This window comes from Streptomyces sp. NPDC051738 (genome assembly GCF_044453205.1).
GTDB lineage: Bacteria > Actinomycetota > Actinomycetes > Streptomycetales > Streptomycetaceae > Streptomyces.
The window spans coordinates 791,806-813,505 of the sequence record NZ_JBITCM010000001.1 but is presented as its reverse complement, the minus strand read 5'-3'; the positions used below and the strand labels follow the sequence as shown (position 1 = coordinate 813,505).

Below are 21,700 nucleotides of genomic sequence, written 5' to 3'. Positions count from 1 at the left end.
TGAGCGTCCGGGCTTAGGCTCGTACGTGGGTACGAAAGTGCCACAGACGCCACAGCAACCTAAGGAACACAACTGATGGAGCTCGGTCTCGTCGGCCTCGGCAAGATGGGCGGCAACATGCGCGAGCGGATCCGCCGCGCAGGCCACACCGTCGTCGGATACGACCGCAACCCAGACCTCGCGGATGTCCACAGCCTGGAAGAGCTTGTGGGCAAGCTTTCGGGCCCGCGCGTCGTCTGGGTCATGGTCCCGGCGGGTGCGCCGACCCAGTCGACCATCGACGAGCTGGCCGAGCTGCTGGAGCCCGGTGACGTCGTCGTGGACGGCGGCAACTCGCGCTGGACGGACGACGAGAAGCACGCCGAAGAGCTGGCGGCCAAGGGCATCGGCTTCGTCGACTGCGGTGTCTCCGGCGGCGTCTGGGGCCTGGAGAACGGCTACGCGCTGATGTACGGCGGCGACGCGGAGAACGTCGTCAAGGCGCAGCCGATCTTCGACGCCCTGAAGCCGAAGGGCGACTTCGGCGCGGTGCACGCGGGCAAGGTGGGCGCGGGGCACTTCGCGAAGATGGTCCACAACGGCATCGAGTACGCGATGATGCAGGCTTATGCCGAGGGCTGGGAGCTGCTGGAGAAGGTCGACTCCGTGACCGACGTCCGGGAGGTCTTCCGGTCCTGGCAGGAGGGCACGGTCATCCGTTCCTGGCTACTGGACCTCACGGTGAACGCCCTCGACGAGGACGAGCACCTGGACAAGCTGAAGGGTTTTGCACAGGACTCCGGCGAGGGACGCTGGACTGTGGAAGCCGCCATAGACAACGCGGTACCGCTGCCGGCGATCACCGCGTCGCTGTTCGCGCGGTTCTCCTCCCGCCAGGAGGACTCTCCGCAGATGAAGATGATCGCGGCGCTGCGGAACCAGTTCGGCGGCCACGCGGTCGAGAAGAGGTAGTCCGAGAAACGCCCGGGAGCGCGCAGAGCCCGGGAGGAAGTAATCCACACCCTGGGGATGCCGGCCTGGCGCCCTCGGGGGTGGCCCGATTGTCCACAGGCCGTGGATGAGCCGGGGAAACCCGAAGTACCACGTTGGGGGAGGTCGGCGAACGACCATGCACGTCACGCATCTGTCGCTGGCCGACTTCCGCTCGTATCCCCGGGTCGAGGTCCCGCTCGACCCGGGCGTCACCGCCTTCGTCGGCCCCAACGGCCAGGGCAAGACGAACCTCGTCGAGGCCATCGGCTATCTGGCAACCCTCGGCAGCCATCGCGTGGCCTCCGACGCCCCTCTCGTCCGCATGGGCGCCGACCGGGCGGTCATCCGGGCGCAGATCCGGCAGGGCGAACGGCAGCAACTGGTCGAGCTGGAGCTGAACCCCGGCAAGGCCAACCGCGCCCGTATCAACAGGTCCTCGCAGGTCAGACCCCGTGATGTGCTCGGCATCGTGCGAACCGTCCTGTTCGCCCCGGAGGATCTCGCCCTGGTCAAGGGCGATCCCGGTGAGCGGCGCCGCTTCCTCGACGAGCTGATCACCGCCCGTTCCCCGCGCATGGCGGGCGTGCGCTCCGACTACGAGCGGGTGCTCAAGCAGCGCAACACCCTTCTCAAGACGGCCGCGCTGGCCCGCCGCCATGGCGGTCGCACGATGGACCTGTCCACGCTCGACGTCTGGGACCAGCATCTCGCGCGCGCGGGCGCCGAGTTGCTCGCTCAGCGACTGGACCTGATCGCGACGATCTCGCCACTGGCCGACAAGGCGTACGAGCAGCTGGCCCCCGGCGGTGGCCCGGTCGCCCTGGACTACAAGCCGTCGGCTCCCGGCGAGGCACACACACGTGAGGATCTCTTCGAGCAGCTGATGGCGGCGCTCGCCGAGGCCCGTAAGCAGGAGATCGAGCGGGGCGTGACGCTCGTAGGCCCTCATCGGGACGATTTGATTCTCAAACTCGGTCAGCTTCCTGCCAAGGGATACGCCTCGCACGGCGAGTCCTGGTCCTATGCGCTGGCGCTGCGCCTGGCCTCCTACGACTTGCTGAGGGCGGAGGGCAATGAGCCGGTGCTGGTCCTGGACGATGTCTTCGCCGAGCTGGACGCCCGGCGCCGGGAGCGCCTGGCCGAGCTGGTGGCGCCCGGTGAGCAGGTGCTGGTGACGGCCGCGGTCGATGACGACGTGCCGCATGTGCTGGCCGGCGCGCGGTACGCGGTGGCCGAGGGGACGGTGGAGCCCGTATGAGCGAGAAACCGTCCGAGAACCCCTCCGGAAGCAGCCCTGGGAAGACTCCCGAGCCCTCCGGCGCCTCCGGTGTCGACCTCGCGCGCGTGGCGCTCAGGGCGGCCAAGGAGCAGGCACGCGCGCGTGGGGACGCGGCACGGCAGAAGAAGCAGGCGCGGCGCGGGGGCGGCCTGCGTTCCGGTGCGCGGGCCGACGGGCGGGATCCGCTGGCGCTCGGCGCTGCCATTAACCGCCTGATCACCGAGCGGGGTTGGGAGACGCCGGCCGCGGTGGGCGGTGTGATGGGCCGCTGGCCGCAGATCGTCGGCGAGGACGTCGCGAAGCACTGTGTGCCGGAGAAGTACGACGAGGACGAGCGGATTCTGGTCGTGCGCTGTGACTCGACGGCCTGGGCGACGAACCTGCGGCTGCTCGCCCCGACGCTGGTCGCCCGCCTCAATGAGGATCTTGGCCATGGCGCGGTGCGCCAGATCAGGGTGCAGGGTCCGGGTGGCCCCGCTCGCCGTTACGGCCCGTTGCGCGCCCCCGGCAGTACGGGGCCCGGCGACACGTACGGTTAGGACAGGCACTGTCCGGCGCTTGAGTCGGAATTCGGATAACGAGCGCGGGGGCTTGTAGCTGGTGTGCTACAAGCCCCCCGTGAGTTATCAGTCAGAACCGATGCTGCCCGAATTGCTGGGCGATGTCAGGTCCCAACGATTGGCTCAGGCCAGTGCAGCTCGCCATCCGCTGCAGAATCTGGCCGTCCCGTCGGCTCCATCCCTGATGCAGACCTTGATCTCGACCTTGGTGTCTTCCGCGATCGAGAAGATACGCGACACCGAGCCGGAAGAAGACCCAGTGGCGGCACCGTTGGCATCGTCCAGACGGTGAGTGTTGCCGTTGAACCGTATGTAGCCAGAGGCTCGCATGCCGTCGTCGTCATGGTCAGTGACGACGAACTTGTCCCCGTTGGGCCAGAAGGTGGCCCAACCACCCGGATTGTCATCCGTGGTCTTGACCGTAATGGGATCGCCGTTCGCTGCCCAGGCGTTCGTTGCCGAACCCACCATGAGAGCAGCCGAGCCGAGGACAATTCCTGCCTTAGCCAGGGAACGCTTGCGGATCTTCACTATTCCCGCCGTTTCTTTACTTGTTGAGCGAAAGATGCGCAATTCCTTACGCAGTTCTCACTTTAACAGAGAGCAATACGTCAATGAAACGTTTAATCGGCAATGACTTCATGAAGGTCTGATAGGTGGAGAAAAGTTTCAATTCCGCCCTTATTTTATTAAGTGGGCTATATGTCCGATACTGGGCTCTCGGAGGTGGCGCTCCTTCGGTCCGGTGGCGACCCGGTAGCTGAAGGTTGACCAAACGAAGCGCTGAGTGCCGCCGTGAGCCTCTCAGGGCCCCGCTCCGTATACGGGGAGTCGGACGGGGCCTGTTCAGGGCGGCACATGCGGGCCTAGGTACCGGCAAACCCCCATCACTGTCGGCGCTACCGGTAGACTGGAAGCTAATCCCGCCCCAATCGTGGGGACCGCCGGGAAAAGCTGAGCAACGCTGATCAAGGCTTACCAACGCAACATGCCGCAGCCGCTCCGGCAACCCGCCGAGGAGCCTGGCTCGTGCTGTGCCAGAAAGGGCGCTTCGTGGCCGATTCCGGCAACCCCAACGAGAACATCCCGTCCACCGACGCCGGCGCCAACGGCGCGGTCACCTCGTCGAACGGCGAGGTCACCGCCTCGTACGACGCCAGCGCCATCACCGTCCTCGAGGGTCTGGACGCGGTTCGCAAGCGACCCGGTATGTACATCGGTTCGACCGGCGAGCGCGGACTGCACCACCTTGTGCAGGAGGTCGTCGACAACTCCGTCGACGAGGCGCTGGCCGGGCACGCGGACACGATCGACGTGACGATCCTCGCCGACGGCGGTGTACGGGTCGTCGACAACGGCCGTGGCATCCCGGTGGGCATCGTGCCGTCCGAGGGCAAGCCGGCCGTCGAGGTCGTGCTGACCGTGCTGCACGCGGGCGGCAAGTTCGGCGGCGGCGGCTACGCGGTCTCCGGCGGTCTGCACGGCGTGGGTGTCTCCGTCGTGAACGCCCTGTCGACCAAGGTGTCCGTCGAGATCAAGACCGATGGCTACCGCTGGACGCAGGACTACAAGTTGGGAGTCCCTACGGCCCCGCTTGCCAAGCACGAGGCCACGGACGAGCACGGCACCTCGGTCACCTTCTGGGCCGACCCGGACATCTTCGAGACCACCGACTACTCCTTCGAGACGCTGTCGCGGCGTTTCCAGGAGATGGCGTTCCTCAACAAGGGCCTGCGCATCAACCTCACCGACGAGCGTGAGTCGGCGAAGGCCACCGCCGGTGCGGACGAGGCGGGCGAGGACGAGAAGCACGAGGTCAAGGCCGTCTCGTACCACTACGAGGGCGGCATCGTCGACTTCGTGAAGTACCTCAACTCCCGTAAGGGAGAAGTGGTGCACCCCACCGTGATCGACCTGGAGGCCGAGGACAAGGACAAGAGCCTGTCCCTCGAGCTCGCGATGCAGTGGAACGGCGGCTACAGCGAGGGTGTGTACTCCTTCGCCAACATCATCCACACACACGAGGGCGGTACGCACGAAGAGGGCTTCCGTGCGGCGCTGACCTCGCTGATCAACAAGTACGCGCGCGACAAGAAGCTGTTGCGCGAGAAGGACGACAACCTCACGGGTGACGACATCCGCGAGGGTCTGACCGCGATCATCTCGGTGAAGCTGAGCGAGCCGCAGTTCGAGGGCCAGACCAAGACCAAGCTGGGCAACACAGAGGTGAAGACCTTTGTGCAGAAGGTCGTCTACGAGCACCTCAACGACTGGCTGGACCGCAACCCGAACGAGGCCGCGGACATCATCCGCAAGGGCATCCAGGCGGCCACCGCGCGCGTGGCGGCCCGCAAGGCCCGTGACCTGACGCGTCGCAAGGGTCTGCTGGAGACGGCGTCCCTGCCGGGCAAGCTCTCCGACTGCCAGTCGAACGACCCCACCAAGTGCGAGATCTTCATCGTCGAGGGTGACTCCGCCGGCGGCTCGGCCAAGTCCGGCCGCAACCCCGAGTACCAGGCGATCCTCCCGATCCGAGGCAAGATCCTCAACGTCGAGAAGGCGCGGATCGACAAGATCCTGCAGAACCAGGAGATCCAGGCGCTGATCTCGGCCTTCGGCACCGGAGTCCACGAGGACTTCGACATCGAGAAGCTGCGCTATCACAAGATCATCCTGATGGCGGACGCCGACGTCGACGGCCAGCACATCAACACCCTGCTGCTGACCTTCCTGTTCCGCTTCATGCGGCCGCTGGTCGAGGCCGGGCACGTGTTCCTGTCCCGTCCCCCGCTCTACAAGATCAAGTGGGGCCGGGACGAGGTCGAGTACGCGTACTCCGACCGCGAGCGCGACGCCCTCCTGGAGATGGGCCGTCAGCGCGGCAAGCGCGTCCGCGAGGACTCGATCCAGCGCTTCAAGGGTCTCGGCGAGATGAACGCCGAGGAGCTGCGCATCACGACCATGGACCAGGAGCACCGCGTCCTCGGCCAGGTCACCCTCGACGACGCCGCCCAGGCCGACGACCTGTTCTCGGTCCTCATGGGCGAGGACGTCGAGGCCCGCCGCCAGTTCATCCAGCGCAACGCCAAGGACGTCCGCTTCCTCGACATCTGAGTCGGTCTCAGCTGACCGCATCAGGAAGGATCTTCACCCGCAATGACCGACGAGAACACTCCCGTCACGCCTGACGAGGGCGGCGACATCGCCCAGCGTGTCGAGCCCGTCGGGCTCGAGACGGAGATGCAGCGCTCGTACCTCGACTACGCGATGTCCGTCATCGTCTCGCGTGCGCTGCCGGACGTCCGGGACGGCCTCAAGCCCGTCCACCGCCGCGTCCTGTACGCCATGTACGACGGCGGCTACCGCCCCGAGCGCGGCTTCTACAAGTGCGCGCGCGTGGTCGGCGACGTCATGGGTAACTACCACCCCCACGGCGACTCCTCGATCTACGACGCCCTGGTCCGTCTCGCCCAGCCGTGGTCGATGCGCATGCCGCTCGTCGACTCCAACGGCAACTTCGGCTCTCCGGGCAACGACCCGGCGGCGGCCATGCGCTACACCGAGTGCAAGATGGCGCCGCTGTCGATGGAGATGGTCCGTGACATCGACGAGGAGACCGTCGACTTCACGGACAACTACGACGGCCGCTCCCAGGAGCCGACCGTCCTGCCCGCCCGCTTCCCGAACCTGCTGATCAACGGCTCGGCCGGTATCGCGGTCGGTATGGCGACCAACATCCCGCCGCACAACCTCCGCGAGGTCGCGGCCGGCGCCCAGTGGTACCTGGAGAACCCGGAAGCCTCCCACGAGGAGCTCCTGGACGCGCTCATCGAGCGCATCAAGGGCCCGGACTTCCCGACCGGCGCGCTCGTCGTCGGCCGTAAGGGCATCGAAGAGGCGTACCGCACCGGCCGCGGCTCCATCACGATGCGCGCGGTCGTCGAGGTCGAGGAGATCCAGAACCGCCAGTGCCTGGTGGTCACGGAACTGCCGTACCAGACCAACCCCGACAACCTCGCGCAGAAGATCGCCGACCTGGTGAAGGACGGCAAGATCGGCGGCATCGCGGACGTCCGCGACGAGACGTCGTCGCGCACCGGCCAGCGCCTCGTCATCGTGCTGAAGCGCGACGCCGTCGCCAAGGTCGTCCTGAACAACCTGTACAAGCACACGGACCTGCAGTCGAACTTCGGCGCCAACATGCTGGCGCTCGTCGACGGTGTCCCGCGCACCCTCTCGCTCGACGCGTTCATCCGCCACTGGGTGACGCACCAGATCGAGGTCATCGTCCGCCGTACGCGCTTCAGGCTGCGCAAGGCCGAGGAGCGCGCGCACATCCTGCGCGGCCTCCTCAAGGCCCTGGACGCCATCGACGAGGTCATCGCCCTCATCCGGGCCAGCGACACGGTCGAGATCGCGCGTACGGGCCTGATGGAGCTCCTGGAGATCGACGAGATCCAGGCCAACGCCATCCTCGAGATGCAGCTGCGGCGACTGGCCGCCCTGGAGCGCCAGAAGATCATCCAGGAGCACGACGAACTCCAGGCGAAGATCACCGAGTACCAGCAGATCCTGGCCTCGCCGGTCCGCCAGCGCGGCATCGTCAGCGCGGAGCTCGCCGCGATCGTCGAGAAGTACGGCGACGACCGCAAGACCATGCTGGTGCCCTACGACGGCGACATGTCCATCGAGGACCTGATCGCCGAGGAGGACATCGTCGTCACGGTCTCGCGCGGCGGCTACGTCAAGCGCACCAAGACCGTCGACTACCGCGCGCAGAAGCGCGGCGGCAAGGGCGTACGCGGTGCGAAGCTGAAGGAAGACGACATCGTCGACCACTTCTTCGTCTCGACCACGCACCACTGGCTGCTGTTCTTCACCAACAAGGGCCGGGTGTACCGGGCGAAGGCCTACGAGCTGCCGGACGCCGGCCGTGACGCGCGTGGACAGCACGTGGCGAACCTGCTGGCCTTCCAGCCGGACGAGGCGATCGCCGAGATCCTCGCCATCCGCGACTACGAGGCGGTGCCGTACCTGGTGCTCGCCACGAAGGGCGGACTTGTGAAGAAGACGCCGCTGAAGGATTACGATTCGCCCCGCTCCGGCGGCGTGATCGCGATCAACTTGCGTGAGCGCGAGGACGGTTCCGACGACGAACTGATCGGCGCCGAACTCGTCTCGGCCGACGATGATCTGCTTCTGATCAGCAAAAAGGCACAGTCGATCAGGTTCACGGCCACGGACGAGTCGCTGCGCCCCATGGGCCGCGCCACGTCCGGTGTCAAGGGCATGAGCTTCCGCGAGGGAGACGAGCTGCTCTCGATGAATGTTGTTCGAACGGGTACGTTCGTGTTCACTGCCACCGACGGCGGGTACGCGAAGCGGACGCCCGTCGACGAGTACCGCGTCCAGGGTCGCGGTGGCCTCGGTATCAAGGCCGCCAAGATCGTGGAGGACCGCGGATCGCTCGTCGGTGCGCTGGTGGTCGAGGAGACCGACGAGATCCTCGCCATCACGCTGGGCGGCGGCGTGATTCGTACGCGAGTCAACGAGGTCAGGGAGACGGGCCGTGACACCATGGGCGTCCAACTGATCAACCTGGGCAAGCGCGATGCCGTGGTAGGCATCGCTCGTAACGCCGAGGCGGGACGCGAGGCGGAGGAGGTCGACGGTGACGTGGCTGTCGACGAGATCGCCGAAGGTGCCGCCACGACCATCGGCACGGACGAGGGTGACGCACCCTCGGCCGAGTAGCACGAGGAGAGAGTCATCGTGAGCGGAGCCACGGGCGCCGGATCGTCCGGTACCTCGACCGGTTCTACGGCCGGTAAGGACACGGACGGCGGCGGCCGTGGCTCCGCCGCGCGTACGCCCGACACGCACACCACCCAGCTGAAGGCGATCAAGCCGTCCGCGAAGAACTCGCCCTCGCCCGAGGCACCTGGATCCCAGGGGGGACCCGTGACGGACACCCGAGGCCCGCAGGCCCAGCAGTACGCGGCCGGCGCGGCTACGGGCGCCCAGCCTCAGCCCCAGCCGGTGCCCACGGGGGCGCAGCAGGCGGCCCACACGCCGTCGGCGTCGCCGCTGCCCGGGGAACGGCAGCCGCAGCAGCCCGCCGGGCCCTACCACCCGCCGCAGGCCTACCAGACGGACGCTCCGGGCGGCTCGGTACGCCGGCCGCGCACGGGCGCCCGTACGACGCCCCGCACCCGTAAGGCGCGCCTGCGCGTGGCCAAGGCCGACCCGTGGTCGGTGATGAAGGTCAGCTTCCTGCTCTCCATCGCGCTGGGCATCTGCACGATCGTCGCGGCCGCGGTGCTGTGGATGGTCATGGACGCGATGGGCGTCTTCTCGACGGTCGGCGGCACGATCTCCGAGGCGACCGGCTCGAACGAGTCGAACGGCTTCGACCTGCAGTCCTTCCTGTCGCTGCCGCACGTGCTGATGTTCACATCGATCATCGCGGTCATCGACGTCGTCCTCGCGACGGCACTGGCGACCCTCGGCGCGTTCATCTACAACCTCTCCGCCGGATTCGTGGGCGGCGTCGAGCTGACGCTCGCGGAGGACGAGTGACCTGCTCCTAAACCGCGGCTGACGGTCCCCCGACAACCGATTTTGGGACTGCCCCAGTCGTGCGCTAATCTTCAGGAGTCAGCGCGCGGGATACACACCGCACAGCGCGGCGGGGCTATAGCTCAGTTGGTTAGAGCGCATCCCTGATAAGGATGAGGCCACAGGTTCAAATCCTGTTAGCCCCACCAGCGAGAAGGCCTCCGGTCCACACGGACCGGGGGCCTTCTGCATGCCTGATTGTCAGTGCCAGGTGAGAGCCTGGCGAAATGATCGTCGAACGGGCATACGCGCATGCCACCGCGGGCGAGCTGGAGGAAGGCAGCCAGTGGCCGTGGTCGGTGCCGTGCGTGCGGCAGCTGCTGGAAGACGGCCTGAGGTTCACCGCGCCGGTCACGTTCCTGGTGGGGGAGAACGGTTCGGGCAAGTCGACGCTGGTCGAGGCGCTGGCGGAGGGGTTCGGGCTCGACTCCTGGGGCGGATCCGCAGGCTACAAGTACGCGAGTTGGCGTGAGCCTTCGGCGCTCGGCGGGCGGATGCGCTTCGAGGCGACCGTGGCCGGCCGCCGTATGTTGCACGGGCCTCGTACGCGCCGCAGAGGCTTCTTCCTGCGGGCGGAGACCGCGCTGGACGCGCTGGGCCGGGAGCAGCAGACGGGAAGACTGTCCGGGGCCGTGGACGAGATGAGCCACGGTGAGGGCTTTCTGATGGCCTTCCGCGAACGGTTCCGCGAGCCGGGGCTGTACGTCCTGGACGAGCCCGAGGCCGCGCTGTCCTTCGCTTCCTGTCTTCAACTCGTCGGGCTGCTGCATGACTTGGGGCGTTCCGGCGCGCAGATCATCTGCGCCACCCACTCACCCGTGCTGACGGCGCTGCCCGGCGCCGAGGTCATCGAGGTGGGCGACCACGGAATGCGTCCCGCCGACTGGCGGGATCTGCAGCTCGTCGACCACTGGCGGCGTTACCTCAACGACCCGTGGGCCTATCTCCGGCACATCGTCGAAGAGGGATGAGGTTCGCCGTGGGGGCGTCGGCACGAGCGTTGTCATGAGAATTACGGCATCAGGGGTGCTGTCCAGCGGTACGGCATGGCGGTGCTGCTCAGCGGTGCTGTACGGCAGGTGCGCTTGAGCGGTGCTGTGTACGCAAGCTCGCTGCGGCGGTGCTGTCTGGGAGAGGGTCGGTGCGCTTCGGCACCAGGGGTGACGTCTCGGGGCGAGCCGTCGGCTCAGCGTTGGTGCGGGACCAGTGGCCGGTCCGGGGCGGCGACGGAGTCGCACCCGCTGGTGGCCGAGGTGGCCGCTTCCGATTCCGTGAGCGGGCGGTGGCGGCAGCTGGGGGTTCTGCCGTGGGCCTCGGCGCGAATGCGCTGCTTCATCGTTGGAGGCAGCGATCTCGCGTAGGACCAGGCCCACTGGGGCATCGCCGGAACTGTCAACTGCATCGTGTTGCGGTCGCCGTCGTCGCTGTCGCTTCTGCGAGCCGTCTCGGTGTGCGGTACGGCCGCGGCGGCGGAGGTCGTGACGAATCCGAGCGCCGTGAACAGCGCGAGGAAGGCGGTGACGATGCTGGTCCACAGGTTCATGACCCTGTTCCTGGCCATGGCCCCTCACTTTCGGGTTGGGCGATTTGCGTACTTTCCTCATGATGTGTATGGGGACCGAGAAGTCATGGACCGACGCCCGTGGCGCGTCGATCTTCAGATGAACACCACACGGATGGGCGTACGAAGCCTGGAAAGTCCGAGAAAGTGCGGTAGGTGGGAGGAAGGGGATGAAAGTCACCGTCTGTCGAGGTGTGATCACCCTCCGATCGGAGCGGCGCAATCCGCTTCTACTGCGCTGTTCCGAACGGCAGTTGAGCCCCGACGCAGGTCACCGATCGATATCGGTCGGTGTGTATAGTCGGGCGCCAGAGGTCCCCTACGTCAAGGAAAGACGAGGTCGCGCGGTGAAGAAGCTTCTCCTGGTCGCACTGGCCGCCATCGGCGGGCTCCTCGTGTACCGCCAGATCCAGGCGGATCGCGCCGAGCAGGATCTGTGGACGGAGGCGACTGACTCCGTGCCCACGGGTTCGTGAGCCATCACAGCGGAATCTGAAGCAGACCCCGGCCGTCATCGCGGTCGGGGTTTTGTGTGTTCGGGGGCGTGCGGTGCCTGGGCTCGGGGGCGCGCGGTTTCGTGGAGGGGCGCGGAGAGGCTGAGGCGGGTCGCGCTCCGGTCGTGGAGTGCCGTCGCGTCGAGTTGCGGGAGCGTCCGGGGTGCCTTAGAGCCGGGCGTTTCGGACGGCCGTACGGATTGCGTGGGTGACGCGCGGCCGGGCTGGGCAGGATGGGCGACGTCCATGGTCCGGTGACGACAGGAGTGGCGCGTGATGGGGCGGCGGCGTGCGGCGCGATGGCGCCGGGAGAGGGTGCGGCGTGATCATCCCTCGCGTTCGGCTTCGACACGCGTGCGTGCGGCCTTCACACGCGTGCGTGCGGCCTTCATAGGGGTGGCACTGCTGCTCTGTACGACGGCTGCCCTGCCGGCCCAGACCGCACTCGCGGCCGGAACGCCCACCCCTTACGCCTTCTCGCCGGGAGCCCGGCCCGTCACTGGCTCGGCGAGCACCACCAACGCTCCGCCCCTCACGCCCGGCACGACGTACAAGAGCTCCCTGCCGAGCAGCGGAGAGATCCACTACAGCCTCGACCTCGACGCCACCTCCGACGTGTACGTCTCCGTGACCGCAATCCCCACCCCCGGCAGCACCGTGACCGCGGGCGACGGCATCAAGGTGTCCGTGGAGGACGCCGCCGACGGCCGTCTCTGCTCCACCGAAACCAAGAGGCTCGGCGTCGCCCACAGTGCGCGTCCGATCGCGGCGTGGGGCGCGCGCGAGGTCTTCGCCCATCGGGCTCGCTGCAACAAAGCGGGCACCTACTACGTGATCGTCGAGCGCGTCCGTCCGGCGGATTCCGCGCCGGACACCTGGGACCTGGAGCTCTTCCCGACCTCCGAGCCGCCCCTGGAGCAGGCCGGCGCCACGAGCGCCCCCGAGGCCTGGAACTCCGCCTCCCCGGCCCCCCTCACCGACGAGGACGTGCCCCGTGACGCAGGCTCCGGATTCGCCTCGGCGGCAGCCATCGGCCAGGGCGTCTGGAGCTCCGACATCGAGCCCGGCCGAACGCTCTTCTACAAGGTGCCCCTCGACTGGGGCCGGCAGTTGTACGCCACCGCCGAACTGAGCGGCTCGGGCAGCAGCGACGGCTCCGCGGGCGGCGCCCTCAACCTCGCGCTCTACAACCCCGCGCGCGGCCTCGTCGACGACACGAGCGCCAACTACAACGGCAGACGGACGGCCGCCGAACTCGACCCCTTGCCACCGGTCACGTACGAGAACCGGTACGCCGTCTCCGACCGGTTCAGCGGCATGCGGTTCGCCGGGGCCTATTTCCTCGTGGTGCATCTCGCCGCCGAGGTGGCCGAGAGGTACGGCGACGGGCCGTTCGGGCTGACGTTGCGCGTGCGGGTGGGGGGCGAGGAGGCGGCCGGCCCCGGCTATGCGGGGGAGTCCCGGCCGGGGGGTGTCTTCCAGGTCTCGCAAAGCGATCGGGATGCGGCCGAGGCTGCGGCTGCGGGCACGGCTGCGGCTGAAGACGGGGCCAGGGGCGGCGGTGACGCCACGATGACCGTGCTCGCGGTGAGTGGGATCGGGGCGGGGACGGTGGTGCTGGTGGTACTGGGGGTGTGGACGGTGGTGGCTCGGCGGAGGGTCGGGGTTTCGTAGGGCGGGCGTGGTGCTCTCGGCGGAGGGGCGGGCCCCGGTAGTGGTGAGCGCTTGCTCGGGGCGCGGTTCGGGAGCGCTCGGGTTCCTGGGCTGGGGGATACAGGGCTCACGGGTTCGCGGGAGCGGGATTGTGCGCTCACGGGCCCATGGGTCGCGAGTTCGGGGGCGTGGGCTCTTGACCTGTGGCCTCGCGCTCGTGGGCTCGCAGGCTCGTGCATTCGGCGCCTCAGAGCCCCAGCGCCTCAGTGCCCCAGAAACCTCAGATGTGGGCCAACGCCCAGAACCCCACGGCATAGCAGGCCAGCGCCAGCAGCAGGAGCGGGACTGCCACCTTGGCGGGCGGGCCGGGGCGGCGTGTGAGGCCTTGGGGGGCGCGCCGGGCGGCGCGATGGCTGCCGCGGCGGTGTGGCTGCGGAATTGAGGGTGCCGAGGGTGGAACCTGCGGGCTCTGAGCGGTGTACGAAGCAGTAGAGGCATCGACGAGATGCGCCGGCGCCGGTGTCGGCGTCGGCGTCGGGGGCTGAGCCGGGTATTGCGGTGCGTGCCGAGGAGGGGAGGACAGGACGTGCGTGGTGTCGTAAGGGGAGCTGTGAGCGGAGTGGTGCTGAGCGTCCTGGTGTACGTGAGCGTGGGCCTGGTCTCGGCCTTGGGCCTGGCCCGTCTGCCCGGGCCTGTGTGCTTGCGGGTGGGGTGGGGCCTGTCCCGGCTGCGGCGGGGGCGTCTGAGTCTGAGGGGAGGAGCCGGTGGCCTGGGGCGGCGGCAGATGGAAGCTGCCGGTGTCCGACATGCTGAGGGGCCCGCTGCCGTCGCCGGACTGCGAGGGGACGGACGGCTCCTGGGCGAAGGGCGCTTGGAGCCCCGGCTGAGGCGGATGCGCGGCGCGCCCGGACTGGGACGCAGTGACGTCACCCGCCTGGATCGGCCCGGCCACGCCGTGGCGCGGATCGCTCGGTGTGCGGCCGGAGGGCCCGGTATCCATCGACCCGGAGCCGGAGCCGGAGCCGGAGCCGGAGCCGGACCCGGACCCGGAGCCCGCCCATCCGGAGTCGGCCCCCCTCGACACGGAGCCAGATCCGCTCGATACGGACCCGGTGATATCCGCCCCCACCGAGCCCGCCCCGAACTGCCGCGAACCACCCCTGCCCCCTCCAACCCCCGGAGCCGGCTTGAGCGGCCCACCCGGCCCGTACCCCGGTGGCAGCGGCCCGAGTTGGTCGAAGATCTCGATCAGTTCGTCGTCGGGGCCGGGTTCCGGCAGCAGCTCGGTGGCAGAGGCGAGAGCCTTGCGTGCACCTGTGGCCGTTCGGAACCGCGCATGCGGATCCGGCTGCAGCAGCGAGGCCACGACCTGCCACAGCGGTTCGGGAATTCCCTTGGGCGCACCGGGAGTTCCGTGCTCGGCGAAGTACTGGATGAGCGCCTTGGCATCAGGCTTGGCGCCCTCCAGCAGATACAGCGCGACCAGCCCTACGGCGAACAGGTCGGCCGGGAAGTCCGGTTCCGCGCCCATGAGTTGCTCGGGCGCGAGATAACCGGGCGTTCCCACCACGAGGTTGGTCTCGGTCAGGCGGGGCTCGCCCAGCCGCATGGCGATACCGAAGTCGGACAGACGCAGCCGAGGGCGCGCTGTGCCGGTGGCCTCGAGGAGCAGGTTGGCAGGCTTGATGTCCCGGTGGACGACACCCTCCGCGTGCACCGCGGCCAACCCAGCGAGGAGCTGATCGAGGAGCGTGCAGACGAACGAGGGAGGCAAGGGGCCGTAGTCCCCGATGAGATGGACCAGCGAACCACCGGCCACCAGGTCCATGGTGAACAGGACCTTGTCGTCGTCGGCGGCCCAGCTGGCGGGCGCCAGCACATGGGGGTGATCGATCCGCAGGGCCTGTTCGCGGACGAACCGCAGCAGCGAGTGCGCGTCGCTCTGCTGCAGCACCTTGGCGGCCACGTACCGGCGGCGGCGGTGGTCCCAGGCACGCCAGACGGCGCCGACACCTCCGCGTCCGATCGGGTCGACCAGTTCGTACCGGCCTGCGAAGACCTCACCCATGGCTGTGCGTCGCTCCTCCCCCTTCGGCTACCCCCTTGCTTCCCCCTCGATGAGCGATACGACTCCCCCTCGCCGACCTCCTCCGCGCTCCTCCGCCCCCGGACGGACTCCCTCTCGGGATTCCGTACTGCCGGGCTCCCCCGTAACCGGCTCCACCGGCTCCCCGCCCCGACCTGACCCGACTCTCCCCGCCGAGCTACCCGCCCCCGTCGTGCAGCTCACCGCGAACGCGTCGACCAGACCGCCCGTGTGACCTCGCCCCTGAACCGCACGACCCCCTCGTGCCGCTCAGGACGCAGGCCGTCGGCCCGGCTGCCGAACCCCCTTCGGTGACCGGGCTTCGGGGTCAGTTCTGGTGGGACTGGTAGTGCGTGACCGCGTCGGAGGTGCGGCCGGCGCCGTACACCCGGAGGAACTCTGCCAGTTCCGGGTGGGTGGGGGCGAGGGTGTCCGCGGCCTCGATGATGTCTCCCGCGGCGGCCACCGAGCGCAGCAGCGACTGGATCTCGCGGACCACCCGCTTGACCGTCGGCGCCCCCGAACTGCTCGTCGTCTGCGTCGTGTTGCTGAGCACCGAGCCCCCCTGCGACTTCTTGATCTCTTCCATGCGCTCGGTGGCCTCGGCCGCGCTCACGCTGCCGTCCGCGACCTGCCCGGCCAAGTCCTGCAGCAGCTGCACCCGCTGGACCACGGCGGGATTGCCGATCTTCGCCCGCTGGCCGCTCATCAGCTGCGACAGCATCGGTGCGGACAGTCCCAGTACCCCCGCGAGACGAGCCTGGTTCAGACCAAGATCGTCGATGAGCTTACGGAAGAGCGCCCCCAGCGGCTCCCCGTACCAGTTCCGCTGCAGTTCCCGCGCTCTTGCGGTGGCTTCCTGCTGTGCGGCGTCCATTGCGTCTCCCCATCGCTTCCCCAAGAACCGTGGTTCGCTGTAGCGAACCACGCCGAGCATCTTACGGAGAGTGGTCGTTCATCGGGACCCCCAATCTTTTTGCGAGATACGGGGGGCGACCCGGTACTCTGGTCTGCGGCGCCCGCCGGAGTGTGGTTCTTCCGGCTGGATGCTTCCCTTCCGGGGCCTTAGCTCAGTTGGTAGAGCGCTGTCTTTGCATGGCAGATGTCAGGGGTTCGACTCCCCTAGGCTCCACACCTCGGACCGGTCAGACGCCCTCGCGGCCTCTGGCCGGTCTCTGCGTTCCGCGGACCGCATGCCCTGGCCCTCGATGGCCTGCATCGGTGACGTGCATCACGCCACGGGAAGTGGCGTCGTTGCTGGAGTTTGCGCAAACAGGTGGGGTGAGTGAAGTCCTCAAGGTGGTTGCGCGGGTGGCCGACGTGGCTCCAAAGGGCGCGCTGCGGCGTGGAGGCCCTGTGTGAGCTGGCGTGAAGGTGATTCGGTAATCAGAAGGACGCGCACCGTTAAGGAAATCTGTGCGGGACTTGCACACATGGGGCGTTGCAAACGTCATCGTGAACGGAAGGCGTAAACGCGCGCCGCTCTGAGGCCGCCGGGAGCGCTGCAGGCATGGGCGGGCCTTGGCCGGCATCGGCAGATCCGGCAACTGCCGGGCGTCCAGGCGATCGACCCTTCCGTGAAACGGTGCCCACGTTCCACGTGAAACATCGCCGTGGGGCGGGAGACCCTCAAGTCTCCCGCCCCACGGCGGAGTTCACCAAGCCGGCCCGGAGCCGGCCCTCACATCAGCGGCCCTCGTCGCGCCGGGCTGCCTCTTCCTCGGCCTCCTTCGCCTGCACCTCCGGATCGAGGACGGACTGGCCGCTGCCGTCCACCGAAGCGAGACGGTTCGACTCAGGCACCTCGGTAGCGGCGGGAGGCTCGACCAGCCAGTCCGGGTTGGCCTGCTTGTCCCACCACTTCCAGGCGGCGAAGGCGGCGCCCGCGATGACACCGCACACCGCCAGCACCTTCGCGGCACGACCGGCCTTGGCGCGCCTCTCGTGCTTGCGGGCCAGCTTCTGGATTTCCTGCGGCGAGACCTGACCGCGCAGCGCGGCCAACGCGGCCGCACCGCGCGCGGCGGCCTCGTCCCTGGCGGGCCCCGCCGCAGCCACTGCCTGCTCGATCCTCGGCCGCGAGTAGTCGGCGGCCTGCCGGGCAGCCTTGCGCGTACGGGCGGCCGCCTCATGAGCGGCGTGGTCGACCTTCGGCGGCACATGCGAACGGGCCTGCTCCAGACGCGGGGCCACATGTGCGCCGTACTGCAGAAGAGCTTGCGCGCGGGCCTGCTCGGTGGCCTGCGACATCACGGGCGCGAGCCGTACGCGTGCCTCGTGCGCATAGTGCGCGGCCCTGTCCTTGGCGGTGTCGGCGTAGGGCGCCACCACTTCCGCGGCGTGCAGCACGCTGTCCTTCGCCGAGCCGGTCGCGGCGCGCACGCTGTCAATGCGGGTCACGGGATCCTCCTCCTCGGTGGCGTACGGTTTTCGACTCTCCACCCTTTTACGGATCATGCCTGCCAGAACGATCCGCGGCATGCGAGGGCGGGCATATGGGTGCCGATTGACTTGATCAAGTGCAATAACGGATCAATGCGGGCCAACACGGGCTTGTCGTCGACAATGCCATGGTTCGCCGCTTCCTGCCCCCGCCACGGGCCTTCTCGCCCGGTTTTCTGCAAGCGATCGCCACGGTTGCGCGCCGGTGAACGGGTGCCGGGCGACGTAAGCCGCCGTCCATGCGAGGATCAGGGGGTCACAGGAAGACAACGGAAGGCAGATCGTGGCCGAGCAGCTCTACGCCACCCTGAAGACCAACCACGGCGACATCGAGGTCCGGCTCCTCCCGAACCACGCGCCGATCACGGTCAAGAACTTCGTCGAACTCGCCAAGGGCGAGCGTGAGTGGACGAACCCCGCCACTGGAGAGAAGTCCACGGCCAAGCTCTACGACGGCACGGTCTTCCACCGGGTCATCAGCGGCTTCATGATCCAGGGCGGTGACCCGCTGGGCAACGGCACCGGCGGTCCCGGGTACCAGTTCCAGGACGAGTTCCACCCGGACCTCTCCTTCGACAAGCCGTACCTGTTCGCCATGGCCAACGCCGGACCGGGCACCAACGGCTCGCAGTTCTTCATCACGGTCTCCCCGACCACCTGGCTGAACCGCAAGCACACCATCTTCGGCGAGGTCACCGACGCCGCCAGCCAGAAGGTCATCGACGCCATCGCGACGATCCAGACCAACCCCCGCACCGACCGACCGGTCAACGACGTCGTCATCGAGTCGGTCGTCGTCGAGACCCGCGAGGGCTGAGCGCGACACCTCCCACAGGGAACCAAACGCCCCGCTCGTCCGTAAGGAAGAGCGGGGCGAGGCATGCGCACATGCCATCGCGTACGACGACCTAGGGGACCTCATGGACCAGCCGGCCGGCAGCTCACAGGACGCCCAGAGCCTGCCCGTCTGCTACCGACACCCGGACCGAGAGACCGGCATCAGCTGCACCCGCTGTGAACGCCCGATCTGCCCCGAGTGCATGGTCAGCGCCTCCGTCGGCTTCCAGTGCCCCAACTGCGTACGCGACGGCTCCGGCACCGGACACGCGCCCGACGCCGCCCGGCCCCGCACCCTCGCCGGTGGCACCATCACCGACGACCCCCGCCTGCTCACCAAGATCCTCATCGGGATCAACCTGGCGATCTTCATCGCCGTCCAGGCCAGCGAGACGCTCCTGGACCACCTCTACCTCCTCGGCGCCTGGCCGCCCGCCCCCTTCAACCCCACCGAAGGCGTCGCCGGAGGCGAGTGGTATCGCCTTGTGACCTCGATGTTCACCCACGAGGCCCCCTGGCACATCGCCTTCAACATGCTCAGCCTGTGGTGGCTCGGCGGCCCCCTCGAAGCCGCCCTCGGCCGCGCCCGCTACCTCACGCTCTACGTTCTCTCCGGCCTCGCGGGCAGCGCACTGGCCTACCTGCTGACCTCCCCGAACACCGCCACACTCGGCGCCTCCGGTGCCATCTTCGGCCTCTTCGGCGCCACCGCGGTCCTCATGCGCCGCCTCAACTACGACATGCGGCCGATCATCGCGCTGCTGGTGATCAACCTGATCTTCACCTTCAGCCCGGGATTCAACATCTCCTGGCAGGCCCACATCGGCGGCCTCGTCGCCGGCGTCGTCATCGGCTACGCCATGGTCCACGCACCACGTCAGCGACGGGCCCTGGTCCAGTACGGCACCTGCGCGCTGGTCCTGGCCGTGATTGTCCTGACGACCGTGCTCAGGACGCTGCAGCTCACCTGAGCCACGCCGTTATCCACGTGAGCGGCCCTGTTGTCCACAGTGTGTGGCGGATCTTGTGCACGCCGTGTGGGAACAACTGTGCCCCCTGTCATAGACCCGCATCTCTGCAGGTCAGACAGGGGGCGAACAAGTTTTCGGCCGGTGGTGGCGGTCCGGTAGTTCCGTCACACCGGCGTCAACACTCGATGGGTTATCCACAGATCGTCGTTCTTACGTCGTTCTTTTCAACACTGTGGACAACGGCTGTGGATAACTCGGCGGATAGCCCTGGGCAGAGCTCTGTTCACCGCGAAGTGGCCGCCTCTTCAGTCGGCCCTTCGACGGCTACTTCCACTGCGTGGAGACGCCGAATCCGGCGGCGATGAAGCCGAAGCCCACCACGATGTTCCAGTTGCCGAGGGCGTCGATGGGCAGCGAACCGTCGGTCACGTAGAAAACGACGATCCATGCCAGGCCGATGACGAACATGGCCAGCATCACGGGCGCGACCCAGGCGCGGCTGTTCAGCTTGATCGCGGTCGCCTGCTTCGACGGCGGCGGCGTGTAGTCGGCCTTCTTGCGGATACGTGACTTCGGCACGAGGGTCTCTCCTGTCGATGCGCTGCGTGGCCGCGCAGGGAACTTTGGCTGGCTCCGGGGCAGCGTACAAGGGGACTCTGATTGCTCCCCCGGGCGTCCGTTAGCGTAGTGCTTCCGCGGCGCCGAAGGAGATAAGGGTACGTTGAGCAATTCTGCCGACTCCCCCGGGACGGAATCCAGTCCTGTCCGCGGCCGCTTCCGGCCGGTGCGGGTGCTCACCGCGGCCGTCTTCGCCCTCGCGGGGCTGATTTTCTTCACGAGTTTCAACACGGCCAAGGGCACCGATATCCGTACGGATGCCTCGTTGCTGAAGCTCTCGGACCTCATCCAGGAGCGCAGCCACGAGAACGGCCGGCTCAATGAGTCCAACGCCGCTCTGCGTGACGACGTGGAGGCGCTGGCGGAGCGGGACGACGGCAGCACGAAGGCCGAGGACGACAAGCTGGCGGCGCTGGAGCGGCGCGCGGGTACACAGAAGGTGACGGGCGAGTCGGTCACGGTCACGCTCAACGACGCGCCGCCGGACGCCACGGCCAAGCTGCCCGGGTATCCGGAGCCGCAGCCCGACTACCTGGTCATTCACCAGCAGGATCTGCAGGCCGTGGTGAACGCCCTGTGGCAGGGCGGTGCCAAGGGCATCAAGGTCATGGACCAGCGGCTGATCTCCACCAGTGCGGTGCGGTGCGTGGGCAACACCCTGATCCTTCAGGGCCGGGTCTATTCGCCGCCGTACAAGATCACGGCGGTCGGTGATCCGGAGAAGTTGCAGCAGGCGCTGACGGCGTCGCCGTCGATCCAGAACTACATGGTGTACGTAAATGTCTACGGCCTCGGCTGGAAAGTCACCGAGGACGGGACGGTGACTCTGCCGGGTTACTCGGGCACAGTGGATCTGCAGTACGCCAAGCCCGTGGAGTGAGCCCTCTCTGGAGTGGCCGGTGCGTGTCGTCGTCAGGACCGTCAGCGAGCTGTGCATCACCGTCGGCACCGTGATCGTCCTTTTCGTCGTCTATGTGCTGTTCTGGACCGGCGTAAAGGCCGACAACGTCATGGGCGACCAGATCGATCGGCTGGAGGAGCAGTGGGCGCGGGGGGCGGTACGGCCGTCCGCTGCGGCGCCCGACGGTTCGGCGAGTCCGGGTACGACCACGAGTCCGTCGACGCCGGCCCCGTACACCTCGGACGAGCCCTTCGCGATCATGTACATTCCGCGCCTTGGTTTCACGTGGAACAAGCCGGTGCTCGAAGGCACCGCCACCGAGACCCTCAAGAAGGGCCTTGGCCACTACGGGAGCACCGCCCAGCTGGGCCAGAAGGGCAACTTCTCGGTGGCCGGTCACCGGCGGACGTATGGCGATCCCTTCAAGGACTTCCCGAAGCTGCGCCCGGGTGATGCGGTGGTCCTGACCGACGGGACTACCTGGTTCACGTATCGGATCGACAAAGGCCCCTACAAAACCCTGCCCACTGACATTGAGGTGATCGACCCTGTGCCCCGTAAGTCGGGGTACACGCGTGAGGGCCGCTATCTGACCCTGACCACGTGTGATCCCGAGTGGGGACACAGCCACCGGCTGATCGTGTGGGCCCATCTGGACTCCACGCAGCCTGTGGAGGCCGGGAAACCGGAAGCGTTGCGCCGTTAGTC

Annotated in this window: 19 protein-coding genes and 2 tRNA genes; 15 read left to right on the top strand and 6 right to left on the bottom strand. The window is 67.9% G+C overall.

Annotation, left to right across the window (positions count from 1 at the left end; all coding sequences use genetic code 11):
• Nucleotides 1-75 precede the first annotated feature (75 nt).
• The 3 genes from gnd (at nt 76) to ACIA8X_RS03635 (ending at nt 2,790) form a co-directional block, all read left to right on the top strand.
• Entirely contained in the window at nt 76-951 is an 876-nt protein-coding gene (gnd, locus tag ACIA8X_RS03645) for a phosphogluconate dehydrogenase (NAD(+)-dependent, decarboxylating) (protein WP_393455626.1), read from the top strand.
• 157 nt (nt 952-1,108) lie between these two features.
• A complete protein-coding gene (gene recF, locus ACIA8X_RS03640; protein ID WP_393455623.1) occupies nt 1,109-2,230 on the top strand; it encodes a DNA replication/repair protein RecF in 1,122 nt (373 codons plus the stop codon).
• Nucleotides 2,227-2,790, top strand: coding sequence for a DUF721 domain-containing protein (locus tag ACIA8X_RS03635; protein ID WP_393455620.1), 564 nt, complete (start codon nt 2,227-2,229; stop codon nt 2,788-2,790). Before recF ends, ACIA8X_RS03635 begins: the two co-directional genes overlap by 4 nt.
• Nucleotides 2,791-2,934: 144 nt before the next feature.
• Here the strand turns inward: ACIA8X_RS03635 and ACIA8X_RS03630 are convergent, their stop codons facing one another.
• Nucleotides 2,935-3,342: a hypothetical protein gene (locus ACIA8X_RS03630; protein WP_393455618.1), complete on the bottom strand. Its 408-nt coding sequence runs from the start codon at nt 3,340-3,342 to the stop codon at nt 2,935-2,937.
• 522 nt (nt 3,343-3,864) lie between these two features.
• Here ACIA8X_RS03630 and gyrB point away from each other — a divergent pair.
• The 5 genes from gyrB (at nt 3,865) to ACIA8X_RS03605 (ending at nt 10,400) form a co-directional block, all read left to right on the top strand.
• Entirely contained in the window at nt 3,865-5,925 is a 2,061-nt protein-coding gene (gene gyrB, locus ACIA8X_RS03625; protein WP_393456317.1) for a DNA topoisomerase (ATP-hydrolyzing) subunit B, read from the top strand.
• A 42-nt stretch (nt 5,926-5,967) separates the two neighbouring features.
• Nucleotides 5,968-8,565 carry a DNA gyrase subunit A gene (gene gyrA, locus ACIA8X_RS03620; protein ID WP_393455615.1) on the top strand — a complete coding sequence of 866 codons (2,598 nt, stop codon included), beginning with the start codon at nt 5,968-5,970 and terminating at the stop codon, nt 8,563-8,565.
• Nucleotides 8,566-8,583: 18 nt separating this feature from the next.
• Entirely contained in the window at nt 8,584-9,390 is an 807-nt protein-coding gene (locus ACIA8X_RS03615; protein ID WP_393455612.1) for a DUF3566 domain-containing protein, read from the top strand.
• Nucleotides 9,391-9,501: 111 nt separating this feature from the next.
• A tRNA-Ile gene (locus ACIA8X_RS03610) sits at nt 9,502-9,578 on the top strand.
• Nucleotides 9,579-9,656: 78 nt separating this feature from the next.
• On the top strand, nt 9,657-10,400 hold the full coding sequence (locus ACIA8X_RS03605; protein WP_393455609.1) for an AAA family ATPase: 744 nt from the start codon (nt 9,657-9,659) through the stop codon (nt 10,398-10,400).
• 215 nt (nt 10,401-10,615) lie between these two features.
• On the opposite strand, the gene ACIA8X_RS03600 is transcribed toward ACIA8X_RS03605, so the two are convergent.
• Entirely contained in the window at nt 10,616-10,990 is a 375-nt protein-coding gene (locus tag ACIA8X_RS03600) for a DUF6344 domain-containing protein (RefSeq protein ID WP_393455606.1), read from the bottom strand.
• A gap of 347 nt (nt 10,991-11,337) precedes the next feature.
• Between ACIA8X_RS03600 and ACIA8X_RS03595 the strand changes: the two genes are divergently transcribed.
• Nucleotides 11,338-11,466, top strand: a complete 129-nt coding sequence (locus ACIA8X_RS03595; RefSeq protein ID WP_003999697.1) for a DLW-39 family protein — start codon at nt 11,338-11,340, stop codon at nt 11,464-11,466.
• A 393-nt stretch (nt 11,467-11,859) separates the two neighbouring features.
• Nucleotides 11,860-13,158, top strand: coding sequence for a hypothetical protein (locus ACIA8X_RS03590; protein ID WP_393455603.1), 1,299 nt, complete (start codon nt 11,860-11,862; stop codon nt 13,156-13,158).
• 259 nt (nt 13,159-13,417) lie between these two features.
• On the opposite strand, the gene ACIA8X_RS03585 is transcribed toward ACIA8X_RS03590, so the two are convergent.
• Both ACIA8X_RS03585 and ACIA8X_RS03580 read right to left on the bottom strand, forming a co-directional pair.
• Nucleotides 13,418-15,205, bottom strand: a complete 1,788-nt coding sequence (locus tag ACIA8X_RS03585; protein ID WP_399457706.1) for a serine/threonine-protein kinase — start codon at nt 15,203-15,205, stop codon at nt 13,418-13,420.
• Nucleotides 15,206-15,551: 346 nt separating this feature from the next.
• Nucleotides 15,552-16,100, bottom strand: coding sequence for a DNA-binding protein (locus ACIA8X_RS03580; protein WP_031484606.1), 549 nt, complete (start codon nt 16,098-16,100; stop codon nt 15,552-15,554).
• A gap of 182 nt (nt 16,101-16,282) precedes the next feature.
• Here ACIA8X_RS03580 and ACIA8X_RS03575 point away from each other — a divergent pair.
• A tRNA-Ala gene (locus ACIA8X_RS03575) sits at nt 16,283-16,355 on the top strand.
• Nucleotides 16,356-16,909: 554 nt separating this feature from the next.
• Here ACIA8X_RS03575 and ACIA8X_RS03570 read toward each other — a convergent pair.
• A complete protein-coding gene (locus tag ACIA8X_RS03570; protein ID WP_393453946.1) occupies nt 16,910-17,623 on the bottom strand; it encodes a DUF5324 family protein in 714 nt (237 codons plus the stop codon).
• Nucleotides 17,624-17,948: 325 nt separating this feature from the next.
• Between ACIA8X_RS03570 and ACIA8X_RS03565 the strand changes: the two genes are divergently transcribed.
• Together ACIA8X_RS03565 and ACIA8X_RS03560 are read left to right on the top strand one after the other, a co-directional pair.
• A complete protein-coding gene (locus ACIA8X_RS03565; protein ID WP_393453949.1) occupies nt 17,949-18,482 on the top strand; it encodes a peptidylprolyl isomerase in 534 nt (177 codons plus the stop codon).
• 103 nt (nt 18,483-18,585) lie between these two features.
• Nucleotides 18,586-19,473 carry a rhomboid family intramembrane serine protease gene (locus ACIA8X_RS03560; RefSeq protein ID WP_399457705.1) on the top strand — a complete coding sequence of 296 codons (888 nt, stop codon included), beginning with the start codon at nt 18,586-18,588 and terminating at the stop codon, nt 19,471-19,473.
• Between the two features lie 324 nt (nt 19,474-19,797).
• Here ACIA8X_RS03560 and crgA read toward each other — a convergent pair whose 3' ends face one another.
• The gene (gene crgA, locus ACIA8X_RS03555) at nt 19,798-20,052 is read right to left on the bottom strand and encodes a cell division protein CrgA (protein ID WP_356579566.1); all 255 of its coding nucleotides are present in this window, start codon (nt 20,050-20,052) and stop codon (nt 19,798-19,800) included.
• 142 nt (nt 20,053-20,194) lie between these two features.
• Between crgA and ACIA8X_RS03550 the strand changes: the two genes are divergently transcribed.
• The gene (locus tag ACIA8X_RS03550; protein WP_393453955.1) at nt 20,195-20,971 is read left to right on the top strand and encodes a DUF881 domain-containing protein; all 777 of its coding nucleotides are present in this window, start codon (nt 20,195-20,197) and stop codon (nt 20,969-20,971) included.
• A gap of 19 nt (nt 20,972-20,990) precedes the next feature.
• Nucleotides 20,991-21,698: a class E sortase gene (locus ACIA8X_RS03545; RefSeq protein WP_393453958.1), complete on the top strand. Its 708-nt coding sequence runs from the start codon at nt 20,991-20,993 to the stop codon at nt 21,696-21,698.
• Nucleotides 21,699-21,700 lie beyond the last annotated feature (2 nt).